The sequence below is a fragment of the Pseudochrobactrum asaccharolyticum genome, from assembly GCF_003314995.1.
In the GTDB taxonomy this organism is placed as follows: domain Bacteria; phylum Pseudomonadota; class Alphaproteobacteria; order Rhizobiales; family Rhizobiaceae; genus Pseudochrobactrum; species Pseudochrobactrum asaccharolyticum.
Map to the genome: position 1 here is coordinate 400842 of NZ_QNRH01000004.1, position 22517 is coordinate 423358.

Annotated in this window: 21 protein-coding genes; 5 read left to right on the forward strand and 16 right to left on the reverse strand. The window is 51.0% G+C overall.

The window, feature by feature from the left end; all coding sequences use genetic code 11:
* Nucleotides 1-3: 3 nt before the first annotated feature.
* From DFR47_RS13030 to DFR47_RS13040, 3 genes are all read right to left on the reverse strand, one after another.
* Nucleotides 4-1059: a quaternary amine ABC transporter ATP-binding protein gene (locus DFR47_RS13030; protein WP_113944841.1), complete on the reverse strand. Its 1056-nt coding sequence runs from the start codon at nt 1057-1059 to the stop codon at nt 4-6.
* Nucleotides 1049-1939, reverse strand: a complete 891-nt coding sequence (locus tag DFR47_RS13035; protein ID WP_113944842.1) for an ABC transporter permease — start codon at nt 1937-1939, stop codon at nt 1049-1051. The genes DFR47_RS13030 and DFR47_RS13035 overlap by 11 nt, the downstream gene beginning before the upstream one ends.
* A gap of 210 nt (nt 1940-2149) precedes the next feature.
* The gene (locus DFR47_RS13040; protein WP_113944843.1) at nt 2150-3160 is read right to left on the reverse strand and encodes an ABC transporter substrate-binding protein; all 1011 of its coding nucleotides are present in this window, start codon (nt 3158-3160) and stop codon (nt 2150-2152) included.
* An 854-nt stretch (nt 3161-4014) separates the two neighbouring features.
* Between DFR47_RS13040 and DFR47_RS13045 the strand changes: the two genes are divergently transcribed.
* On the forward strand, nt 4015-4443 hold the full coding sequence (locus DFR47_RS13045) for an EamA family transporter (protein ID WP_210207310.1): 429 nt from the start codon (nt 4015-4017) through the stop codon (nt 4441-4443).
* Here the strand turns inward: DFR47_RS13045 and DFR47_RS13050 are convergent.
* Nucleotides 4440-5225, reverse strand: a complete 786-nt coding sequence (locus DFR47_RS13050) for a TSUP family transporter (RefSeq protein WP_113944845.1) — start codon at nt 5223-5225, stop codon at nt 4440-4442. The genes DFR47_RS13045 and DFR47_RS13050 overlap by 4 nt on opposite strands.
* A 240-nt stretch (nt 5226-5465) precedes the next feature.
* Between DFR47_RS13050 and DFR47_RS13055 the strand changes: the two genes are divergently transcribed.
* Nucleotides 5466-5918 (forward strand): tellurite resistance TerB family protein, encoded by a 453-nt coding sequence (locus DFR47_RS13055; RefSeq protein WP_113944846.1) that lies wholly within the window; start codon nt 5466-5468, stop codon nt 5916-5918.
* Nucleotides 5919-6079: 161 nt separating this feature from the next.
* Here DFR47_RS13055 and DFR47_RS13060 read toward each other — a convergent pair whose 3' ends face one another.
* Together DFR47_RS13060 and DFR47_RS13065 are read right to left on the reverse strand one after the other, a co-directional pair.
* Nucleotides 6080-7132, reverse strand: coding sequence for a P1 family peptidase (locus tag DFR47_RS13060; protein ID WP_113945012.1), 1053 nt, complete (start codon nt 7130-7132; stop codon nt 6080-6082).
* A gap of 22 nt (nt 7133-7154) precedes the next feature.
* Nucleotides 7155-8279 carry an ABC transporter substrate-binding protein gene (locus tag DFR47_RS13065; RefSeq protein WP_113944847.1) on the reverse strand — a complete coding sequence of 375 codons (1125 nt, stop codon included), beginning with the start codon at nt 8277-8279 and terminating at the stop codon, nt 7155-7157.
* A 475-nt stretch (nt 8280-8754) separates the two neighbouring features.
* Here DFR47_RS13065 and DFR47_RS13070 point away from each other — a divergent pair, with 475 nt between their 5' ends.
* The 3 genes from DFR47_RS13070 (at nt 8755) to DFR47_RS13080 (ending at nt 10979) form a co-directional block, all read left to right on the forward strand.
* Nucleotides 8755-9297, forward strand: a complete 543-nt coding sequence (locus DFR47_RS13070) for a flavin reductase family protein (RefSeq protein WP_113944848.1) — start codon at nt 8755-8757, stop codon at nt 9295-9297.
* A 161-nt stretch (nt 9298-9458) separates the two neighbouring features.
* Complete coding sequence (locus DFR47_RS13075; RefSeq protein ID WP_113944849.1) at nt 9459-10322, forward strand: alpha/beta hydrolase; 864 nt, start codon at nt 9459-9461, stop codon at nt 10320-10322.
* A gap of 171 nt (nt 10323-10493) precedes the next feature.
* Nucleotides 10494-10979 carry a hypothetical protein gene (locus tag DFR47_RS13080; protein ID WP_162930513.1) on the forward strand — a complete coding sequence of 162 codons (486 nt, stop codon included), beginning with the start codon at nt 10494-10496 and terminating at the stop codon, nt 10977-10979.
* Between the two features lie 268 nt (nt 10980-11247).
* On the opposite strand, the gene DFR47_RS13085 is transcribed toward DFR47_RS13080, so the two are convergent.
* The 10 genes from DFR47_RS13085 to pdxR all read right to left on the reverse strand — a co-directional run bounded on the left by DFR47_RS13085 (nt 11248) and on the right by pdxR (nt 22404).
* Nucleotides 11248-12012, reverse strand: coding sequence for an ABC transporter ATP-binding protein (locus tag DFR47_RS13085; protein ID WP_113944850.1), 765 nt, complete (start codon nt 12010-12012; stop codon nt 11248-11250).
* Nucleotides 12009-12845 carry an ABC transporter ATP-binding protein gene (locus DFR47_RS13090; protein WP_113944851.1) on the reverse strand — a complete coding sequence of 279 codons (837 nt, stop codon included), beginning with the start codon at nt 12843-12845 and terminating at the stop codon, nt 12009-12011. Before DFR47_RS13090 ends, DFR47_RS13085 begins: the two co-directional genes overlap by 4 nt.
* A complete protein-coding gene (locus DFR47_RS13095; protein ID WP_113944852.1) occupies nt 12842-13771 on the reverse strand; it encodes an ABC transporter permease in 930 nt (309 codons plus the stop codon). The genes DFR47_RS13090 and DFR47_RS13095 overlap by 4 nt, the downstream gene beginning before the upstream one ends.
* Entirely contained in the window at nt 13768-14832 is a 1065-nt protein-coding gene (locus tag DFR47_RS13100; protein WP_113944853.1) for an ABC transporter permease, read from the reverse strand. The genes DFR47_RS13095 and DFR47_RS13100 overlap by 4 nt, the downstream gene beginning before the upstream one ends.
* Nucleotides 14833-14838: 6 nt before the next feature.
* Nucleotides 14839-16461 carry an ABC transporter substrate-binding protein gene (locus DFR47_RS13105; protein ID WP_113944854.1) on the reverse strand — a complete coding sequence of 541 codons (1623 nt, stop codon included), beginning with the start codon at nt 16459-16461 and terminating at the stop codon, nt 14839-14841.
* 136 nt (nt 16462-16597) lie between these two features.
* Nucleotides 16598-17722, reverse strand: a complete 1125-nt coding sequence (locus tag DFR47_RS13110) for a dipeptidase (protein ID WP_113944855.1) — start codon at nt 17720-17722, stop codon at nt 16598-16600.
* A gap of 373 nt (nt 17723-18095) precedes the next feature.
* Entirely contained in the window at nt 18096-18737 is a 642-nt protein-coding gene (locus DFR47_RS13115) for an outer membrane protein (protein ID WP_113944856.1), read from the reverse strand.
* Nucleotides 18738-18947: 210 nt separating this feature from the next.
* Nucleotides 18948-19718 carry a RadC family protein gene (radC, locus tag DFR47_RS13120; RefSeq protein ID WP_374788323.1) on the reverse strand — a complete coding sequence of 257 codons (771 nt, stop codon included), beginning with the start codon at nt 19716-19718 and terminating at the stop codon, nt 18948-18950.
* A 277-nt stretch (nt 19719-19995) separates the two neighbouring features.
* A complete protein-coding gene (locus DFR47_RS13125; RefSeq protein WP_113944858.1) occupies nt 19996-20796 on the reverse strand; it encodes a YggS family pyridoxal phosphate-dependent enzyme in 801 nt (266 codons plus the stop codon).
* Nucleotides 20797-20907: 111 nt separating this feature from the next.
* On the reverse strand, nt 20908-22404 hold the full coding sequence (gene pdxR, locus DFR47_RS13130) for a MocR-like pyridoxine biosynthesis transcription factor PdxR (RefSeq protein WP_113945014.1): 1497 nt from the start codon (nt 22402-22404) through the stop codon (nt 20908-20910).
* Nucleotides 22405-22517 lie beyond the last annotated feature (113 nt).

The following is a 22517-nucleotide window of genomic DNA, read 5'->3' on the forward strand; positions in this document are numbered from 1 at the left end:
TGTTCAGCGTCTTACCATAGCTGCCATCACGGAGCCGACAGATGTCTGGCCGATGATCGTGCCTTTTTCACAGCAGATATTAATCTGCTCTGCCTGTTCCTCAACCAGTTTGCGCATGGCTTCTTCCAGCAGGCAATCAAAACGGATCACCGGCAGATTGCTGCTATCACCTTGTGGCGCTGACATGATTGTATCGACACGGATAACGCGCCCGCGATTAACCTCCTGCACAAAGCTTTCAATATAGGCATCGGCCGGACTGAGCACGATATCCTGCCCCGTGCCTTGTTGGATGATCTCGCCGTCACGCAGAATTGCAATCCGGTCACCAAGGCGCAGTGCCTCATCAAGATCATGCGTAATGAAAACGATGGTCTTTTTGATTTCTTTCTGTAAGTCGAGCAGCACAGTTTGCATATCGACACGAATGAGCGGATCGAGCGCGGAAAAGGCCTCATCCATCAGCAGGATCGGTGCATCATTAGTGAGCGCGCGGGCAAGGCCGACACGCTGCTGCATGCCGCCGGAAAGCTGGTTTGGATATTTGGCTTCAAAACCTTTGAGGCCAACACGCTCAATCCAGCGATGGGCTTCTTCCAGCTGTTTAGCGCGCGGCACGCCCTGAATTTCCAACCCGTAAACGGTATTTTCCAAAACTGTACGGTGCGGCAGCAGTGCGAATTTTTGAAACACCATCGCAGTCTTGTGCCGACGGAATTCCCGTAACTGTACGGGAGACATGGTGACAACATCTTCATCGCCGACCAGCAACTCTCCGCTGGTCGGGTCAATCAACCGGTTAATATGGCGGATGAGGGTGGATTTTCCGGAGCCGGACAGCCCCATCACCACCTGAATACCACCTGCCGGCATGTCGATATTAATATCGCGCAGCCCCAGAATATGGCCGTGTTTGTCGTTAAGCTCGGCTTTGGTCATGCCGTCTTTGACCAGTTGCACAAAGGCTTTCGGGTCATGACCAAAGATTTTGTAGAGATTGCGGATGGAGATACCAGCCGCAGGCTGTTCCGAAGCCGATGAAGCAGGATTATTGGCCATGGGTGATCTCCAGATGTTTCTGCAGTCTTGCGCCGTAAGCCTGACTGATGCGGTCGAAAATAATAGCGATGCCGACAATGGCCATGCCGTTGAAAATACCCAGCGTGAAATACTGGTTGGAAATCGCTTTAAGTACCGGTTGTCCGAGACCCTGCACACCAATCATCGAGGCAATGACGACCATGGCCAGCGCCATCATGATTGTCTGGTTGATTCCTGCCATAATGGTTGGCAGAGCCAGCGGCAGCTGCACATTTTTCAGTTTCTGCCATGGCGAGGAGCCAAAAGCATCGGCGGCTTCCAGAACATCGCGGTCAACCTGCCGGATGCCGAGATTGGTGAGGCGGATAATCGGCGGAATGGCATAGATCACCACAGCGATCAGCCCCGGAACACGACCGATACCAAGCAGCATCACCACCGGAATAAGATAAACGAAGCTCGGCATGGTCTGCATAATATCCAGCACAGGGCTGATAACGCTTTGCAGCCGGTTGGATTTAGCCATCAGAATGCCGGTCGGAATGCCGACCAGAATGGCAATGACAGTACAGACGAAAATCATCGAGATGGTTTTCATCGTATCTTCCCACATGCCGAGATAACCGATGATAAACAATGTGATGACGGAGCCGATGGTGATTTTGATGCTGCGGCTGGAGAACCATGCAATCGCAGCAATAAGCAACAGGATCACCGGCCATGGTGTGCCGGTCATAAAACGCTCAGCCTGAATCAGGAAATATTGCAGCGGATTGAAGAAGCCCTCAATGGCATCCCCGTAAGCACGGGTAAAATTGCGAAATGTCTCGTCAATCGCTTTTTTGAGATTGGTGAGCGTAGCATTGTCGAGATTGGGGAAGCGGTACAGCCAGTCCATAAAGCGTCTGTTCTCCTTTTATTTTCAGGCGGAACCAGCGCAATTATGTGCCGCTGAGCCATGAAAATATCTGCGTTTCTGCACTTCAATCGCCCCTGACAGCGGCAAAGCCGGTGATCGGGCAGGCATACGGTTCTGTGTGAATTTTGACAGGATATCCGGAGGCAATGCCTGTCCGGTATTGAGCACCGGACAGGTTGGATTGGCTGGTCAGATTGCGGCTTTTACTTTCTCCGCAACATCGGCAGGCACCCATTTTGTCCACATATCCTCCTGTGTTTTCAGGAAGTGAACGGCTGCCTGCTCACCGGTTGCCTGATTATCAGTCATCCATGCGAGCAGCTTGTTCAGCGTGTCGTTCGACCATGAACGGTTTTTCAGATAATCAAGAGCAGGGCCGGCACGGTCGGAGAACTTCTTGGTAACAAGTGTTTCCACGCGGTCTTTCGGCCAGCCGTTTTTCTTCGGATCAGGGCAATCAAGCACTGTATTGCAGCGCTTCCACTCGGCCTCATCAATGTCATGGCCGGTTTTCAGCATGACCATGTCATATTTGCCAAGCAGAGCGGTTGGTGCCCAATAAAAGGCGACAATTGGCTCATTACGCTCATTGGCTTTGGCAATAGCGCCGTCAAGACCGGCTGCCGATCCGGTATCAATCAGATTGAAACCGGCTTTTTCAAATTCAAATGCCTTGTAGAACTGACTGGTGACGACCGTTCCGCCCCAACCTGGCGCACCATTATAAATAGCACCTTTGGACGGGTTTTCCGGATCAGGGAAAAGATCGGGATGTTTCAACAGATCATCAAAGGTTTTCAGATCAGGATTTTTATCGGCAATATATTTCGGAATCCACCAGCCCTGTTCACCACCGTCAGGCAGAGATTCAGACAGGGCGATGATTTTGCCATCATCAAAACCTTGTTTGACAATATCCGGCAACAAATCGACCCAGCCTTCCGGCGCGATATCCGGCTGACCTTTTTCCACCATGGAGGTGATGGTTGGCACTGTATCGCCGACAACAATCTCGGCATTACAGCCATAGCCGGCGGTCAGAATGATTTTATCAAGATTGGAAAGCAGTTCGGCAGACTGCCAGTTCATATTGGAGATGGTGACATCACCGCATTCGGCAGCTTGTGCAGAGGCGGATATCAGGCCGGAAGCGCTGAAAATTCCGGCGGCAAGAATAGTTGAAGCAAGAAGCCTCTTCATGTTTATTCTCCTGTTCCCCGTGGTGCCGGTTATTTTCTGTGTCCGGTGGCACCGGTGCCGGAAACAGTTATTTTTCACTGCCTATATGCAATATTTTAAGGAGGAAACTGTGCGGTTCCTCAACGACGAACTGTAACGAATTAACGACATTTGTTTATTTGTTGCCGGAAAAGACGATTATTTCAGTGTTGAAGAATTCAATAATTGCGCTGTATTGGAGATTTTAAAGAAGACTGTTTTTGTCGGATTAATTTTGCTTTTGATTATTCTGAATTCTATGAAATTGATTCAAGGTTTGTTTTTATCTGTTTGAATTTTAATAATATTTTTGAATTTTAAATTGAAAATAGGGATATTTAATACTTGAATGCAGTTATGCGATCGCTTCCAGCGGAGACGTCGGGAAGATGGCTTGAAATGGGATTATGAAGCCTTGGGGAGAGGCAGGCAAGAGCAACAAGTAACGGCCTGAACGGGAGCGATATTTGCGACGGCAAAAACCGCGCTGTCGCTGAATAGCTTGCGCGGTAATTGCCAAAATACGCTTGGCTCATCTGCCTCACTCAACGCGGCAGATTAAATAACAACTCCGGTACGCAGTACCTGATCCGGAGTAGGAGACATCGCTGTCTCTTATCCACTCTTTTAAAGACACATCGTTACCGTTCGGTTATCAAGAGTTTAATGACTGGTAAATATTGAAGTTTTTTGGCTGTTTTTCACCTGCAATACAGATTATTTCTCATCAGAAATGCAATTAAAGATGAGAAAACCGGTTATTCTTGTTAAAACCTTCAGAAAATTCAGAAGGTTATTTATTAAAAGCCGGATTGATCCAAGTTAAGGAAAAGATGATGACGGAAAGCTGGCAGTTCTGGGCGCTGGTATCGGCGGCATTTGCGGCACTCACGGCAATTTTTGCCAAGCTGGGCATTGCCGGTATTAATTCGGATTTTGCGACCTTTATCCGTACATTGGTGATTATTGCGGCGCTGTGTTTGTTTTTGACAATCAGCGGGCAGTGGCAGAAGACTTCGGATATCTCCGCGAAAAGCTGGGTGTTTCTGGTCTTGTCAGGTCTTGCCACCGGCGCATCGTGGATTGCTTATTTCCGCGCACTTAAAATCGGTGATGCCGCACGCGTTGCACCGGTGGATAAATTATCAATCATTATGGTGGCAATTTTCGGCGTGCTTTTCCTTGGCGAAAAGCTCTCCGCGATCAACTGGGCAGGCGTTGTGCTGATCGCCGGTGGCGTTATTCTGCTTACCCTGAAGATTTAGAAACCGAGCCACAGACGCAGCGGATTGGTTGGTTCCATAAGCAGGCGCACTGTCAGCAAGACGCAGGTGATAATCAGCAATGGTTTAATCAGGCCTGCGCCAACACGCATAGCCAGATGCGCACCGGCAGTGGCACCGAACATCTGTGCTGCGCCCATCACCAGACCGATCTTCCAGTTGATTGCGCCAAAGGCCAGAAAGGTTAGGAAGCTGCCGAAATTGGAAGCAAAGTTCAGCAATTTGGTGTGTGCGGTTGCTTTAAGCAGGCCAAAGCCGGCCAGCGACACAAAGCATAACATGAAGAAAGAACCGGTGCCCGGGCCAAACAAGCCGTCATAAAAGCCGATCAGCGGGACAATAGTCATACCGAACAGAAATGGCTTGATCCGCTGTGTACGGCTGACATCGCCAACATTCGGCTTCAAAGCAAAATAGAGTGCGATGGCAATCAACAAAACCGGCAGCAGGCCATAGAGCATATCGCCCGGAATATAGGTGGCAAGTAGGGCACCGAGTACGGCGCCGAGACCGGACATAACTGCCATCGGCCATTGCTCTTTGATGTTCACATGGCCTTTGCGCGCATAGGAAATCGTGGCGGATGACGAGCCAAACAGGGATTGCAGCTTGTTGGTGCCCAGTGCTTCGACTGGCGGAATACCGGCCAGCATCAGCGTCGGAACGGTAATCATGCCGCCTCCGCCTGCAATAGCATCAATAAAACCGGCAATAAAACCGGCAAAGGCCAGCAGCAGAAGCATGGAATCAATGGAAGCAGACATGGGGAAACCGTTCAGAACTGTGCAGCGGGTTTGCAAAGTGAGGCAAAGCAGGCAGCAAACTAAAATGCAAAACAATCCATAAAGATTGCCGGTTTGCCGTGCAAGATGCAGCCGAGTGATAACCGCTTTGTTTTTTAAATCTGCGTTAGATCTAAAGAATTGCGGGCGAGGGCTTGTCATTTGGTCACAGTCTTGCCAACACTGCATTTCTTAAAAGAATGCATTTTTCGGGGACGAATGATGAGTGAAACGATTTTTGAGCGTATCAGCGCTTATTTGAGCAAAAAGACTGCTGTACAGCGCTTGTCGGAAGATCCGGCTCTGGTCTCTGAATTATTGTTGCTGGTGCGGCTGGTTTTTGCCGACGGGCAGAAAGATCCGGCTGAAATGAACGCGCTTTTGCATATCATGCAGCATGAGTTTGATATCAAGCCGGAAGAACTGCCGGAAGTGGCGGATTATCTGAAGACCTATGCCTATGAAACAACCAGCACGCAGGCTGCTGCTTTGTTTAATGAAATGGTGCCGGAGCGTCGTTATTCACTGGTCGGGCACCTTCTGACAATTGCAAAGGCGGATAATGAAATTCATCCGGCTGAAAGTGCTTTGATCTCGCGTGTGATCGAGCAGCTCAATGTTACTCCGGAAGAACTGTTTGAGCGTCGCCAGAATATTGGCCAGAATAACAATTAATCAAAATTGCTATGACAGATAGGATAAGAGCGCATCGTCGGATGTACTCTTTTTTATTTTAGAGCATAATTCCTTAAACTTGGATCAGTTTAAGGTGAAATTATGCTCTCATTTTAAAGTGCTAGAGCGACCTTTGTGTGCCAACTATGGCACACGGCGCTCTAGCCTGCATTCCAGCATGGAAAGAGATCATTCTTTTGCGGCGTTGCCAGATAAACCCCACGGGCTACGGCACGTGCCATTGTTGAGGCCGCGGAAGCGCAGAGATCGATAAATTCCTCAACGGTTGGCTCTATGCCGCTGGCACCTGTGGCGAGTGCAAAGATCAGATCGCCGTCAAAAGGTGTATGTGCAGGCCAGATGGCGCGTGAATAACCATCATGGGCGGTAATGGCGAGGCGCTTCGCCTGTGCTTTGGTGAGCACTGCATCGGTTGCGATTGTCCCAATGGTGGTATTCGCTTGTGGCGGCATAGCTGGAGCATCGCTGGCGCTATCACGGAATTTAATTCGCAGCTCAGTGGCGTCAGCGGGCAGTGGATGCGGATAGCCTAACCCACCAAATTCATTGTTCAGCTCAAATGGTGCAGCCCAGAAATGCTTGCCGCTGCCGACCGTCACCGAGCCAACTGCATTCACGGCGACCAGTGCGCCCATTGTGATGCCGTTCAGCAGAATGTGGGACGCGGAGCCAAGACCACCTTTAAAACCAGCGACCAATGCACCGGCTCCGGCACCACAACTGCCAAGGGCAAAGTCCTCCGCAGCACTGTCTGCGGCCTGATAGCCGAGCTCACGATAGGGCGGGTAGCGCCCCCAGTCTTTATTGCCGCCATTATGCATATCAAAAAGGATGGCAGAGGGCACAATGGGAATATGATGACCGGCTGCCTCAAAACCGATTTTACGCTCGCGCAGATAGGCTTGTACGCCGGAAGCAGCATCCAGTCCGAAAGCCGAACCACCGGAAAGCACAATCGCATTGATTGTCTGCACTGTATTATGCGGTTCCAGCAAATCGGTTTCCCGTGCACCGGGAGCGCCGCCTAAAACCTGAACGGCGGCGGTTGTGGCACAATCACAGAGAATGGCGGTGACACCGGTTTTGATATGATCATCCTGCGCATTACCGACGCGAAGTCCCGCGACATCGGTAATGAGATTGCGCTTGCCGGATCGATGCGAACCGGATGTTCCCTTAGCCGGTTGTGTCATTGCCATTCCTCCTCTGTAATTTTTATTCGACCGGCTCGAAGTCCTTACCGTTATAGCGCATCAGCCGGTACGGGTTTTGTTTTCGCAAGCCTGCCGGCGAAAAGCTGACAGCGCCAATGGCTGTGTCAAATTGTGTGCTGCGCAGGATTTCAGCCGGTTGTTTCGGTGGATTGGATTGATCCGCCAATGCCTGCGCTACAATTTGCACGGCGCTATAGGCTGGTAGCGCATAGCCATCAGCCAGCATGTCACCGGTATCTGTTTGTTTTTGTGCCAGCGCTGATATGGCTTTAACGGCACCCTCAGCCGAAGCTTGCATTGACATGTCCGGTAGGCCGCTCATTAGCAAACCGACTGGCAGAGGGTTTTGCGGATCGAAGCGCAACAGGCTTTCCGTACCGGCAATGGTCAATGGCCAGCCTGCTGCTGCAGCACTACGGGCAATTATTGCAGCATCATCCCCTTCACCGCCAAGCAGGATATGGTTGATACCGGCGCGTTTCAGTTGGGCGATTAAAGCATTTTGCGAGGTCTGGGCAGGGCGGTAAGTGTCGTTTAGGGCAGGCTCCAGACCACGGGCTTTCAATGCCTGCAGGATTGTTCGCGCAAAGTCACGTCCCTGCACAGTGCCATCTTCCAGCAGAGCGAAAGGTGTCTTCTGCCATTGAGGTGCGAGCTTATCCGCAAGAACATTAGCTGCGAGCTTGCGATCCGGAGTGAGGCGGAAAATACCTAAGTTCTGTCTGTTTTCCTGCTCCTGAAGGATCGGTTGGCGGCTGCCGAGGCTGAGGATGGCAATGCCGTCCTGTTCCAAAACCGGTGCAGCGCCTTCCAGCGATTCACTGCACAGATAGCCGATGACATATTTGATATTGGCCTGCCGGATTTTTTCTGCCGTGGCTGCATCCTGATCGGCTTTGCAAGCTTCCTGCATATAAACAAGGCTGACCGGATATTGATTTTGTAATTTTGCCGCCTCGGTTCCAAGCCGGATTTGCTGCGCCAAAACGGCATAAGGGCCTTCAAACGGGGCGACGACAGCGATCTTCTGCAGCTTATCATCAGTATTTGCCTGTCCGTAGGCATAACCCGTTGTCAGAACGCTCAGTCCTGTAAAAAGACAGCAAAATTTGGCGACCAGTCTCATGCGTTTATGTACAACCCTGATGAATAAAAGATCCTGCACCAGAGGTAGAATGTTCTGTATCCGCTTGCAATGGCATAAGTTTGCAGGAGAGGGCAGATAATCTGTCGTTAGAACAGTTCCTGTTTTGATTGAAGCATTGGAAATGCTCTAACTATTTATTGTGGTGTACATCTTGTTCCGAAATCCGCTTCGCAGTTTTCGGGATGTGCTTTAAAATGAGTATTATAGCATTTCCAGTAAAAGTGCGAAGCGGTTTTGCGTCGGATAATGCGTAAAAGCAAATAGTTACGGCGGTTCCAACGATTCAGTCTTAACTGGAACCGCTGTAAACTCAGGATTTAGTTTTTATGAGTTGCAAAATCTGACATCACTGTCATTTGATTGCCGAAATGAGACACATGATGCTGTAAAACGCGCACCGGACGTGTAAGGGTGTGCTAAATCTATACGCATTTATACAAACAGAGCGACGCAGATGAATATGGTGAAGTCTATCGTGACGACAAATCAGGCCGTGGATCCGTTGAGTTATCGCAATGCGATGAGCCAGTTTGCCGGTGCGGTTAATATTGTAACGACAGACGGACCTGCAGGGCGCCGTGCTCTGACGCTTTCTGCCGGTTGCTCGGTCTCAGACAATCCGGCAACGATTTTGATCTGCTTGCAGCGCATTCATACTGATAATTTGATGTTTATTGAAAACGGTGTCTTTGCTTTCAATGTACTTCATGCAGGGCAGAAAGATCTCGCGGAAGCTTTTGCCGGTCGCAATCAGCTGACAATGGGTGAGCGTTTTGCATTGGGTGAGTGGGATACGCTTCAGACCGGTTCACCGGTGCTGAAAAATGCACTGGCAAGCCTCGATTGCAAAATTATCTCCTGTCAGGATCATGCAACGCATCATGTGCTGTTCGGGGAAGTGCTGGCGCTACGCCAGATTTCGGCAGAGCAGTCACAGGCTGACGGTAATGAAGCGCTGGTTTATCTCAACCGCGCCTATCATCAGCTTAAAATCTGAAGCCTGTTAATTAACAAAGACATGGTTTGACAATGAAGCCCGTGCGCAGCACTCTGCGCGCGGGTATTTTTATTATAGGAATGCTCAAGGACTAAAAGGGGAGGCTGCAAAGGGAGATTGCAGTGGGAATTTTACGTAATTCATTGCGGCCTGCGGGCGTGATGGTTCTGGCTGCTGGTTTGTTCGCGTCCGGCATGGCCTATGGTCAGCCGTCTGTTTCACCGTTTAAGGATGACCTGTTTTCTGCGCAAACCGTGTTGAAAAGCGCGGATAGCGGCAATTATCTCATTCTTGATTATGATGAAATGCGCGACATCAACGGGCGCGATACGATTGTTGAAAAGCGCGTTCAGGATAAATATGTCTCGCTGAAAATACGTGCACAGCAGAAAGACCTGACTGTGCAGACTGCGGCCGGTATGGTCAAAACCTACCAGATTGGCAAGCTGACACCGCAGACCTCGATGATTGTGCTCTATCTGCATGGCAAGGGTGGCAGCCGTCATCAGGGCGTGAATGATTTTACCTTTGGCGGGAATTTCAACCGGCTGAAAAATCTGGTCACACAGACCGGTGGTGTTTATCTGGTGCCTGACTTTTCCGATTTTGCTGCTAAGGGCACTGCCGAAATTGCCGGATTGATTGCAGTTGCAAAACAAAACGCACCAAAGGCCAAAGTGTTTGTTACCTGTGGTTCAGCAGGGGGCGTCTTATGCTGGCAGCTGGCATCCGATGCAAATGCCTCAACGCAAATTGACGGGCTGGCACTGCTCGGCTCGCTCTGGGATGATGAGTTTCGCAAGAGTGCTGCGTTTAAGCGCAAAATACCGGTGTTCCTAAGTCATGGCAGCCGTGATCCGGTTTTTGCCATTGATAGTCAGGAAGCCTTTTATCGCTCGTTGCGGAAAGCCAAGGGCGGATATCCGGTGGTGATGCATCGTTATGAGACCGGCAATCACGGTACACCGATCCGTATGACTGACTGGCGGGTTGCATTGAACTGGCTGGCGAGTAAAGCGCCATGATGACGCAAAGGTAAAAGGCAACCCTAAGCGTTTTGTTTGTGGAGCATGAAGGATTGTTTACCAGTGTGACCGTGCTGCCACTCGACATTTCAGAAAAACCGAATAGTTTCGGCTCAGAAAATGTGAAGATTTCACAGAGTTATCATCTGTTTTATAAAAATGAGGCATGTAATGCGCACCAGCACGGGTAACGCAAAACGTTTGGTACTATTGGCAATGTTTGCTCCGCTGGTTGCCGCCTGTACAACCACATCAGGCACAACAACGACTGCGCCGACCACAGCCGCTGCACAGGCTCCGGCACCGGTTGCAGCACAGCTGCCAAGCTTCCCGCAGCTGGTACGCAGCAATGTGGCTCCTGAGCTGGCCAATCCGTGCATTACAGCGGCTGCAAACCGCTATTTCATTCCTGAGCGTGTGATCACTGCCGTTGACAGCCGCTCCGGCGGCGGCGGCAATACAGATGTAATCCTGAAAGTGGATTCACGCGATGCACGCTGCACCATCAGCGCCAATGGTACTGTGCGCTCGGTCGTTGATACCAGCCCGATGAGCGCAGATCAGCGCGCAGCCAATGAAGCTGCTGCAAAAGCTGCCAGTGCACCGGCTGCAGCGCCTGCGAAGAAAGCAGCTGCAAAGCAGAAAAAAGCCAGCTGATATTAAAGCTGAGAATTACAAAAAGCCGCTCTGTAACAGAGCGGCTTTTTTGTTTGAGGAAATGATTCCGGTTTTTCGTGTAAGGTATTGAAAAATTGGTTTTAAATATAAAAAAGGCCGCAGTCGTAAGACGTGCGGCCTGATTGGTTTTTATATGCGTAATACCAAGGCTTTAAGATGCTGACGCATCACGCCTTGAAAAATTTCAATCGCCACTCGGGCTTAACCAAAACACCATGAGTTATACTCATGGTGTTTTGGTATAAGATCAGCGTTTGAAGCCTTCACTCGCATTCATCAGATTGCGGGTGTAATCTTCTTTGAGATTGCCCTTGGCCAGATCATCTGCCTTCAGCTTCTCAACAATCGTACCGTTCTGCATCACAGCCAGTTCGTCACACATATGGGTGATAACGGCCAGATCGTGACTGACCATAACGAAGGTCAGCTTACGGTCGCGACGGATCTGCTCCAGCAGATTGAGCACTTCCGCCTGAACGGAAGCATCAAGCGCTGAGGTTGGCTCATCCAGCAGCAAAATGCTCGGCTCTACGATGAGAGCACGGGCAATTGCGATACGCTGGCGCTGACCACCGGAAAGCTGGTGCGGATAGCGGAAGCGGAAGCCGGAACCTAAGCCCACTTCATCCAATGCACGCACGATACGCTTTTCTGTATCCTTGATGCCGTGGATCGCCAATGGCTCCAGCAACAGGCGGTCTACAGTCTGGCGCGGATGCAGGGAACCGTAAGGGTCCTGAAACACCATCTGCACAGTATTGTAAAAAGCCTTGTCGCGTGGTGTCGGTACCGGCTTGCCGTTTATTTCTACCTTGCCGGAGAAGGTTGGTGCCAATCCAGCCACTGCGCGCAGCAGCGTGGATTTACCGGAACCGGATTCGCCGACCAGACCAAAGGAAGAGCCGCTTTCAACTGTGATTGAAGCATCTTTCAGGGCATGGAATTCATTGAACATCACATTGAGATTTTCAATGAAAAGAGCCGGTGTTTTTGTGCTGTTGCCGGTTGTCATGTGCGCCACTCCGCCTGACGTTGCAGGGTTGGCAGCGGATGACGGTCAGAACCGATCTTTGGCATGCAGTTCAATAGTCCCTGAGTATATGGATGTTTTGCATTGGCCAGATCGCTTGCAGCAATTTCCTCAACAATACGTCCGGCATACATCACGATAACGCGGTCGCAGAAAGAGGAAACCAGACGCAGGTCGTGGCTGATGAAAATCAGCCCCATACCGCGATCAGCTACCAGCTTGTCGAGAATGCCGAGCACTTCGAGCTGCACGGTCACGTCAAGAGCCGAGGTCGGCTCGTCAGCGATCAGCAGTTCTGGCTGGGCAATCAGCATCATCGCGATCATTACGCGCTGTCCCATACCGCCGGATACTTCATGCGGATAGAGATCAAACACGCGCTCAGGATCACGGATCTGCACCGCTTCCAGCATTTCCAGAGCCTTTTGACGGGCTTCGGATTTGTTGATGCGGGCATGAGCCGAAAGGGTCTCAATGATCTGGCGACCAATGGTCATCACCGGATTGAGCGAATATTTCGGATCCTGCAGAACCATGGCCACACGGCTGCCGCGTAAAGACCGGCGTTCTTTTGCGGAGATGCCGAGCAGATCAATGCCATCAAACTCTAGACGCTTGGCAGTGATTTTAGCATGGGGCGGTGTCAGCCCCATGATGGCACGGCCGGTCTGGGATTTACCCGAGCCGGATTCACCCACAATGCCGAGACGCTCGCGGCCAAGTGTGAAAGAGACGCCGCGAACGGCTTCAATCGCACCGGTGCGGGTAGGGAAGGATACCCGCAGATCGTCAACGTAAAGTAATTTGTCACTCATTGGTTGTTGCCTCGCGGATCAAGAGCGTCACGCAGGCCATCACCAAGCAGGTTGAAGCCAAGGCTGACAATGAGAATGGCCATACCCGGTACAGCGGCAACCCACCACTGGTCGAGAATGAAACGACGGCCGGAAGCAATCATTGCACCCCATTCAGGCAGCGGCGGCTGAGCACCAAGACCGAGGAAGCCCAGGCCAGCAGCAGTCAGAATAATACCGGCCATATCCAGCGTCACACGAACGATCAGCGAGGACAGGCAAAGCGGCATAATATGACGGATAACGATACGGGCAGGCGATGCCCCCATCAGTTTGACAGCCGAGATATAATCCGAATTGCGCAGGGTCAGTGTTTCCGCACGGGCAATACGGGCATAAGGCGGCCATGAGGTGATGGCGATAGCGATAACCGCGTTTTCAATGCCGGGTCCGAGAGCCGCAACAAAAGCGAGCGCCAGAATGAGCTTCGGAAACGCAAGGAAAATATCGGTAATACGCATGAGAAGCGCATCAACCCAGCCACCGGCATAACCGGCAACGGTGCCAACCAGAAGGCCGACCGGTGCGGACAGAATAGCAACCAGCAGAACAACATAGAGTGTCCAGCGGGAGCCGTAGATCAGGCGGGAGAGAATATCACGCCCCTGATCATCTGTACCCAGCAGGTAGCCCGGTGAACCCATTGGCAGCAGGCGTGAATTGGCCAGATCACCGGAAACCGGTGAATGTGGTGCAAGCCATGGTGCAAAAGCTGCAACAAAAACCAGCAGACCGATAATCGCCAGACCGAGTACCGCAAGTTTATTCGCGGTAAAACGGCGCCAGATCATATAGGAGCGGCCGAGTTTAGCCTGTGCACGGGATTGCGGACGCTCGGAGAGCAGCCATTCCCGCCATGTTTCTTTAGGAAGTGTCGTCTCACTCATCGTGCGCGCGTCCGTGGGTCGAGTGTCCGATAGAGCAGATCGGAAAGCAGATTAAGGGCAATAAACACAGAGCCGATGACAATGGTGCCGCCAAGAACAGCATTCATATCAGCGCTTTGCAGAGAATTGGTGATATAGAGGCCAAGTCCCGGCCATGAGAATACGGTCTCAGTCAGAACCGAGCCTTCAAGCATACCGGCATAGGATAGAGCAATCACGGTAACGAGCGGCACTGCAGCATTGCGCAGAGCATGACCCCAGATGATTTTTGTCTCACTCAGGCCTTTTGCACGGGCAGCAACGATGTATTCCTGATCCAGTTCATTCAGCATGAAAGAACGGGTCATGCGGCTGATATAGGCCATCGAGAAATAACCGAGCAGCGATGCAGGCAGAATAATATGCGAGAGAATATTGCCCAGTGCATCCCATTGACGCTGAATAATCGCATCGAGAATGTAAAGACCGGTGATTGAGGTAAAGGTATATTCATAGGCCACGTCAATACGACCCGGACCTGCAACCCAGCCAAGCTTTGCGTAGAAAATCAGCAGGCAGATCATACCGAGCCAGAAAATCGGCACAGAATAACCGAACAGGCCGACAACGCGTACCAGCTGATCAATAAAGCTGCCGCGCTTTACAGCTGCGAGCACGCCAAGCGGAATACCAATAACTGCACCGATCAGCGTACCGATGGTGGCCAGTTCCATGGTTGCCGGGAAAACGCGTTTGATATCTGTCATGACCGGATTAGAGGTCAGAACCGACATGCCGAAATCGCCGGACAGAGCCTTCTGGACATAAATAATAAACTGCTGCCAGACAGGTAAGTTAAATCCTAACTCTTCGCGGGTGCGCTCAATAACATGAGCCGGTGCGCGGTCACCGAGAATTGCAAGAACCGGATCAACCGGAATGACGCGACCGATAAAGAAGGTCACTGCGAGCAATCCGAGATAGGTTGTGATGACGACCAGCAAGAAGCTCCCGATGCCGAGAGCCCATTTGCTGATCCGGGCGTTTTTGCGCCCGGATGTTGTTACAGTAGTTACACTCATACCGTGTTATTTCTTCGATACGTTGTAGACAGAGTTGGTGGTGAAGGTCACGCCCAGCTTGTAGTTTTCAACATTGTTGCGGTAAGCGGCAACTTCGGTCTGCTGGAACAGCACGACAAACGGACCATCATCCAGCAGTTTCTTCTGCAGGTCGAGATACATCTGTGCACGCTTTTCTGTATCGCGTTCCAGAACTGCAGCTTTGGTTTCTTTTGTCAGCTCAGGAATATCCCATGCGTTACGCCATGCGAGTGTTTTAGCCGATGCATCATCTGCATTGTCAGGATTGCTGGCAAAAGTATCCGCATTGGTGTTCGGATCCCAATAATCTGTACCCCACTGACCGATATAGAGATCGTGCTTGCGGGCACGATATTTGGTCAGTGTCTGCTTGCCGTCACCCGGAATGATTTCCATTTTGACGCCGGCCTGAGCAAAGGTCTGCTGAATGGATTCAGCAATACCGGTTACCGGCTGGGAAGAGCGTACATCCATGGAAATGCTGAAGCCGTCTTTCAGACCGGCTTTTTCCAGCAGTTCTTTGGCCTTGGCTACATCGAGCTTGTAAGGTTTTTCATCGGATGCACCGAGCAGGCCTTTTGGCAGGAATGTCTGGTGCTGAACACCGATATGTTTCACCAGAGTTGATGAAATCGCATCGTAATCAACGAGATATTTCAGCGCTTCACGAACTTCAGGCTTGGCCAGAGTTTCGTTTTTCTGGTTGAGGCTGAAGTAATAAACAGTGCCTTTTGGCGAAGCTGACAGGGAAATGCCGTCTGTTTTTGTAACAGCATCAATGTCGCCCGGCTCAAGGTTACGTGCTACGTCGATATCGCCTTTTTCAAGCATCAGGCGCTGGGTGGCGCTTTCCTTGACATAGCGGTAGATCGCGCGTTTCAGCGGGGATTTGTCACCACGGTAATTATCATTGCGCTCAAGCACGATGATTTCATTGGCGCGCCAGTCGCGAACGATCATCGGACCGGAACCGGCATAGTTGGTTTTCAGCCAGCCATAGCCGTAATCATTGTCTTTGGCGTTTTCTTCAACCAGCTTCTTGTCAACAATGGATGCCACGTCAGCGGTAAGGCAGTTCAGCACAAAGCTTGGTGCATAGGACTGGTCAACAGTGATGACGAGAGTGTTGGCGTCTGTTGCTTTGACTTTTTCTTCAATATTGTCCGGTGTGAAGCCGAACTGTGTGAGGATGAAAGACGGGCTCTTGTCGATTTTAACAGCGCGGATCAGCGAGTAAGCAACATCTTCAGCAGTCAGCGGATTGCCGGAAGCAAATTTCTGACCTTCACGGATTTTGAAAGTATAGGTCAGGCCGTCTTCGGAAACTTCCCAGCTTTCCGCAGCATCGCCGATAACTTTCGAGGCATCATTCGGGTCAAGACGCAGCAGACGGTCATAGGTGTTGCCGAGAATTTCGCCGGTGGACAGCTCGAAAGATTCCGCCGGATCCAGCGTGATCATATCATCGAATGTCCAGCCCAGAACCAGCGTGTCAGCCGGTGTTGCCGCCTGCACAGCTGCGGCGCTGACAAATACGCCGAGAGCGGCGGTCGCAGCCAGATATCCAAAACGATTTAAAGATTTAATCCCAGCGGAATTTTTAATCATTATATACCCCATATTTCATCCCAAATGATTAGCCGTTTGACCGGCTTGCGATAGTTGATACACGTCTATCACACCGTGTTATTCCGGGTTTTATTTCACTTCTGCCGATATCAACCGGCAGAAATTTTATAATGTATCATATGTCCGAATGGCGGGACTCCGCAAGCAGGCCAACATTCGTCGTCAACTGTTTGTTTTCGTGCTTTTCATGCCATGCGGAACGCAGCACACGCAGCCAGTTGTCACGGCAGATTTTTGCCAGATCATCTTCGCCATAGCCTGCTTCACGCAGCGCCTGCACGAGGTTCTGTGTTCCGGCAGCATCCTTAATACCATCCGGTATCGGGCCGCCGTCATAATCGGAACCGAGAGCCACGCCGTCGATACCGACTTTGCCGACCAGATAATCAATATGGCGTACCATATCGCTGAACGGCGTAGCCGTATTGACCTGACCATCTGCCCGCAACATGGTGGTGACATAGTTGAGGCCGACCAGACCATTGCTTTCAGCAATTGCATCAAGCTGTTTGTCGGTAAGGTTGCGCGCGACCGGTGTCAGAGCATGGGCATTGGAATGGCTGCAAATGAGCGGCTGATTGCTCAGTTTAGCGGCATGCCAGAAACCTTTTTCAGTGATATGCGACAAGTCAATGAGAATGCCGAGGCTGTTACAGGCCTTGATCAGTTCGCGTCCGGCATCAGTCAGACCCGGAGCGGTATCAGGGCTCATCGGATAGGAGAAAGGTACGCCGTGGCCGAAAATATTGTGGCGGCTCCAGACAGGGCCCAGTGAACGCAAACCGGCCTGATAAAACAGTTCCAGTGCTTTCAGGTCTTTATCAAGCGCTTCACAGCCTTCCATATGCAGAACAGCTGCAAAGTCACCGTCAACCAGCGCATTGTCGATATCCTGACCGGTACGGCAGATTTTCCAGCCGCCTGCACGTTCAAGCTTATAGGCAATGTCGATAAATTCGCTGGCGATATCGAAAGAATAGGTACGGTCAATCGGTTCGGCCAGAGGTGTATCATAATGGCCGTTACTGTCCGGTTCGTCGAAAATGGTTTCTCCGGTAGCAGGGTTGGGAATGTAAATGGCGCACAGACCGCCAGCCAGACCGCCTTTACGGGAACGCGGCAAATCAATATGCCCCTGATCTGTTCCCTCGATAAATTCTTTTACCGGATCCTCGCCTTTATTGCGGCTCTCCCACAGACGAAGCAGCACATCATTATGGCCGTCAAAAACTGCTTGCATGATATAATTCCCAATTTCCTCAGCCTTACATAAAATCAGGGAGGCTGTTTAAGTCAAGCAGGGGCAGAGAAGCAGATTGTTGATGTCGTTTTGCGACATATGCGACAGATTGTGAAACTATCCAAAATGACGAAGACGAAGCTCAAAATGCTGGAAAAAGAGGCGAATGTTTCATTTTTCAAATAGCAATATGCAGAATATGCATAAACCTATGCTGAAAAAACAATCCATATTCAGAGTGAATGTCTTCATTCAAGCTTTTGTTTTTTATAATAAAATCAATGTATTTTAGCAAAATTTCTGAAATTATAAAAAAAGCGCCGTATTTTTAAAAATACGGCGCTTTGCATTTTTTTGACTAAGCTATCAAGAATCAGAAGCGGTAGTTCACACCGGCCTTGAGGGCGTGTGTCTTCAGATTGTTTTCGTAGCGGGTGTCATTCACACTGGTTTTAACACCATTGTGGCGCATGTAGTTGTATTCTGCTTTCACCGAGAACGGACCGGAAAGCTGCTGTTCAACACCGGCGCCGAGCTGTACACCACCAGCCCATTTGGAACCGGATGTTACATTGTCTTTTGGCTTGAACTTGGTGGTGCCATAACCAACGGTACCGTAAACAAGGGTTTTATCCATAGCGTAACCGGCTTTCACCTTGGCAACACCGCTCCAGGACTGCTGCAAACGTCCATTGTCCTGAATTTTGTGTTCGGCTTCACCGAAATTACCTTCGAGTTCACCACCATAGACGAAATTGCCGGACTGGAAGTTCTTACCGGCAACGATACCGCCCAAAGCCGAAGTACGGCTTGAGAAAGGGCTAGGGGTTTTGGACGATGTGGTACCAAGCTGCGCACCGACATAGTTGCCTTCCCAAGTTGCAGGGGCATCATAGCTTGATGAGCTGTCATTATAGCTATAGTCGTTATTGTTGAAGGCGTCCGCTGCCAGAGCAGGGGCCTGTGTCAATGCCAGCGCGAGTGCTGCTGTGCTGAAAAGTGTAATGTGACGCATAGTACGGCTCCGTCTTTACCTGAGAGGCAATATTTAAACTTGCTGGCGCCAATCTTCTCAGATGAGTCTTTCGGGACGTGCGCCTTTGAGCCGGTTATGACGGTTAATTGTGACCAATTTGGTTTATGTTTGCCATAATCGCGGGTCAGACACCTTATTGTTTTGTTTATCATTAACAGCGGGTTAACAGCATGGAATGCTGTGCTACAGTCAGATTAGCCCCAGTCCGCGCATGCTGACATGTCCGGCTTTGCCGATAATAATATGATCATGGACAGCAATATTCAGCGGCGATGCAATCGAGATAATAAGCTTGGTCATATCAATATCCGCCCGTGAGGGGTTGGCGTCACCGGAAGGGTGATTATGGAATAAGATAAGGGCTGTAGAGGATAATTCGAGTGCGCGTTTGATGACTTCGCGGGGATAAACAGGCGTATGGTCCACGGTGCCGATCTGTTGCACCTCATCGGCGATCAGCCGGTTTTTCTTATCAAGAAACAGAATGCGGAATTGCTCGCGATTTTCATAGGCCATAGAGGTCATGCAATAGGCGATGACCTTGCTCCATGAATCGAGAATATCCTTTTTCATGATTTCGCTTTTGCCTGACCGGCGGACACAGGCATTGAGCAATTTAATATCCTGTGCGACGGCTTCACCGCAGCCTGCAACTTCCCTTAGTAAGTGCGGCTCCGCGCCAAGAACAGCGGCAAAGCTGCCAAAACGGTTGAGCAAGGCTTTGGCCAATGGTTTGGTATCTGCCCGTGCAATCGTGCGAAACAGCAGCAATTCCAGTAACTCGTAATCAGCCAATACGTCATCGCCATGATTGACAAAACGCTCACGCAGACGCTGACGGTGGCCGCTATAATGCGGCTTGGCCTTTTTAGATGCGATGGCAGGCTTAGCAGTTTCTGGAGGTGCGAAAAAACTATCCGGCGGGCGGGGCGGGTGGTTCTCTGCCAGCCCTTTTAAAATCGAAAGGCGAGCAGGCAGCTGACGCACCGCACTCACCTCGTCAAAACTTTGCAAATGCTGTTTATCATCATCTGACAGATAGTGCTCTTCATCATCCGCAGGCGGAAATTGCTTGGCCATTCTGTAACTTGCCCCCGAATGCACAGATGGCTACCGCCTCTCGATGCGGTTTCCGTTTGCAAATTAAACGGAATTTTACAGAATGGTCTATGAAAAAATGCGATGAAGCGGGATTGCTGAACAATTTAAGTATTTGATTGTATTTCTTAAATTGATTTTACGCTGTCTTTTCATCGGGCGCAGGAATGAGACCCGGCCAGTAATAAACATCCGCAGTCGGGCGTGCACCAAAGATTGCCTGCCCAACGCGGACTATATCTGCGCCTTCTTCAATCGCGGCTTCAAAGTCGCCGGACATGCCCATAGAGAGTTTGGTGATGCCGGAATGGCGCTGTGCCGCCTGATCGCGCAAACTACGCAGCAGCCGGAAGCAAGGGCGCACTTTATCCAGATCAGAGCTGAACAAAGCAAGGGTCATCAGACCGCGCGGTCTCAAACGCGGATAATCCGGCAGACGCTCAATGAAAGGCAGCAGATCGTCGGGATGAAGGCCATATTTGCTCTCTTCACCGGATGTGTTGACCTGCACAAACACATCAAGATCTTTATTTTCATTCTCAAGCCGGCGGTTCAGTTCTTCCGCAAGGCGGATACTGTCGAGCGCATGAAACTCTGTGGCGAAGCGCGTGAGATATTTGACCTTATTGGTCTGAAGATGGCCGATAATGCTCCAGTTAATCGCCAGATCATCGAGTTTCTCACGTTTATCGCGGGCTTCCTGAAGTTTGTTCTCGCCGAAATCCGTTATCCCTGCAGCGAAGGCGTAACGCAGAATGTGCGCCGGTACTGTCTTGGTAACAGGCAGCAGACGTACATCTTCTGGCTTGCGGCCACTGCGTAAAGCCGCAGCTGCAATACGCTGCTGAACCAGCTGTAAATTCTCCGCAAAGCGAATTGCGGGTGTTTCACCAAAGCGGGCTATATCTTCAGGTGAAAGGCTGGAAAGCAACTGATCCATGGCACATATCTTTCATGCTGGTTGCCTTACATGCAGGCAAAATACGGCACAGAGCATACTACGGAGACGGTTGCTTTTAACCGGCCGCTTTTCATTTCACCGGCAGGCCATTTAAACTACTGGCACTTTGATGTTCTGAAAAGCCGTTTTGAGCTTTTTAACCGCAGATTCAAGCTCTGCCGGTGTATAGGCTGCAAAACCCATTAAGAAACCGGCTCTGCCTGTGCCGGATGCATGCAGCGGAGAGAGCCCCAGCAGTTCAACACCAACGCGTCTTGCAGCATCAATGGCTGCACGCTCAGATATTTCGCAGGTGAGCAGGCACGGCATTTGCAGACCGCCGATCGGCACACGCGGCTCGATAAACTCGCTCAGATGTGTCGTGACAAGCCTTGTGAGAACCTCAAGCCGCTCTGCATAGATATTGCGCATGGTGCGGATATGGGCACCGAAATGCCCGCCTTCCATAAAGCGGGCAAGGGTAAGCTGTGCAAGCGAAGCCGTGTGACCGTCCAGCAGGGTGCGCGCAGTAGTCATGGGTTTGACCAGTTGCGGCGGCAGCACGATGTAACCGATACGCAGACCCGGGAACAGAGACTTGGTGAAAGTACCGATATAGATGGTGCGGTCATGAGGATCGAGCCCCTGCACACAGGCTGTCGGTTTGCCGGTATAGCGAAACTCGCTGTCATAATCGTCTTCGATAATCCATGCCTGATGACGGGATGCCCATTCAATCAAGGCCAGACGCCTGTCCAGAGCCAGTGTTGCACCGGTCGGAAACTGATGGGACGGGGTGAGAAAGACAGCCTTGGCTCTGAACGGGTCTTCGAGAATATGCTCGGCAACAATGCCCTGCCAGTCGACGGCAACGGGGACAGGGATCAGACCAGCGGCATCAAAAGCTCTGCGGGCACCGTAATAGACCGGGTCTTCAATGAAAATACTGTCGCCTGCATCCAGCAACATATTGGCGCAGAGTGTTAGTGCCTGTTGCGAACTGGTCAGCACCAGCACACGGTCGGCGGTTGCACGAGCACCGCGTTCCAGATTGACATAGTCGGCAATCGCACGACGCAGCGGTTCTGTGCCTTGCGGATTGCCATGCAGCAGTGCCTGTGTGCCGGTTTCTTTGAGAACCTGCCGCTCTAACCGTTCCCAGAGCTGGATCGGAAAACTGCGGGTTTCCGGCAAACCCGGTGCAAAGGGGCGGGGAATCAGCTGTTCACGCACGCCGCCGCTACGAAACATATCATTGCCGCGCTTGCTTAAGTTGGGTGCCTGATTGCGTGCCAATGCATCCCGTTGAGAAAGCCTGCGCCCTGCAGAAAAATCAGTCATCTCAGCCACAAAACTACCGCTGCCGACGCGACGCTCAATAAAGCCTTCTGCATGAAGTTGGCTATAGGCGGCCTCAATCGTATCGCGTGAGACATCCAGCGATACGGCCAAAGCACGGGAGGCGGGAAGCGGCTTTCCCGGCATCAAAGCCCCGTTGACGATCAGTTGGCGGATAGCGCGCTGTATACGTGCATGAAGCGGCATTGCGGCATTCGCCGGATGGGCGATCCATGCTTTGACAGATTCAAGTTGGGAGTGCCTGAACAATTGGTCTGGTTCCGATGAGACAAGTGGAGGGAGATAACAGACCATTTGCGAGTTAAAAGTCAAGCGCATCATGACGAACCTGCAATCTGCCGCTTTACACAGAACCGGCAGAG

Coding starts and splice junctions, on each gene's coding strand:
- DFR47_RS13085 (WP_113944850.1), bottom strand. CDS start 12,012: ATGACAACCGGCAACAGCACAAAAACACCGGCTCTTTTCATTGAAAAT.
- DFR47_RS13030 (WP_113944841.1), bottom strand. CDS start 1,059: ATGGCCAATAATCCTGCTTCATCGGCTTCGGAACAGCCTGCGGCTGGT.
- DFR47_RS13070 (WP_113944848.1), top strand. CDS start 8,755: ATGAATATGGTGAAGTCTATCGTGACGACAAATCAGGCCGTGGATCCG.
- DFR47_RS13080 (WP_162930513.1), top strand. CDS start 10,494: ATGCGCACCAGCACGGGTAACGCAAAACGTTTGGTACTATTGGCAATG.
- DFR47_RS13045 (WP_210207310.1), top strand. CDS start 4,015: ATGACGGAAAGCTGGCAGTTCTGGGCGCTGGTATCGGCGGCATTTGCG.
- DFR47_RS13055 (WP_113944846.1), top strand. CDS start 5,466: ATGAGTGAAACGATTTTTGAGCGTATCAGCGCTTATTTGAGCAAAAAG.
- DFR47_RS13040 (WP_113944843.1), bottom strand. CDS start 3,160: ATGAAGAGGCTTCTTGCTTCAACTATTCTTGCCGCCGGAATTTTCAGC.
- DFR47_RS13065 (WP_113944847.1), bottom strand. CDS start 8,279: ATGAGACTGGTCGCCAAATTTTGCTGTCTTTTTACAGGACTGAGCGTT.
- DFR47_RS13075 (WP_113944849.1), top strand. CDS start 9,459: ATGGTTCTGGCTGCTGGTTTGTTCGCGTCCGGCATGGCCTATGGTCAG.
- DFR47_RS13090 (WP_113944851.1), bottom strand. CDS start 12,845: ATGAGTGACAAATTACTTTACGTTGACGATCTGCGGGTATCCTTCCCT.
- DFR47_RS13105 (WP_113944854.1), bottom strand. CDS start 16,461: ATGATTAAAAATTCCGCTGGGATTAAATCTTTAAATCGTTTTGGATAT.
- DFR47_RS13100 (WP_113944853.1), bottom strand. CDS start 14,832: ATGAGTGTAACTACTGTAACAACATCCGGGCGCAAAAACGCCCGGATC.
- DFR47_RS13060 (WP_113945012.1), bottom strand. CDS start 7,132: ATGACACAACCGGCTAAGGGAACATCCGGTTCGCATCGATCCGGCAAG.
- DFR47_RS13095 (WP_113944852.1), bottom strand. CDS start 13,771: ATGAGTGAGACGACACTTCCTAAAGAAACATGGCGGGAATGGCTGCTC.
- DFR47_RS13050 (WP_113944845.1), bottom strand. CDS start 5,225: ATGTCTGCTTCCATTGATTCCATGCTTCTGCTGCTGGCCTTTGCCGGT.
- DFR47_RS13110 (WP_113944855.1), bottom strand. CDS start 17,722: ATGCAAGCAGTTTTTGACGGCCATAATGATGTGCTGCTTCGTCTGTGG.
- DFR47_RS13035 (WP_113944842.1), bottom strand. CDS start 1,939: ATGGACTGGCTGTACCGCTTCCCCAATCTCGACAATGCTACGCTCACC.
- DFR47_RS13115 (WP_113944856.1), bottom strand. CDS start 18,737: ATGCGTCACATTACACTTTTCAGCACAGCAGCACTCGCGCTGGCATTG.
- DFR47_RS13125 (WP_113944858.1), bottom strand. CDS start 20,796: ATGGATCAGTTGCTTTCCAGCCTTTCACCTGAAGATATAGCCCGCTTT.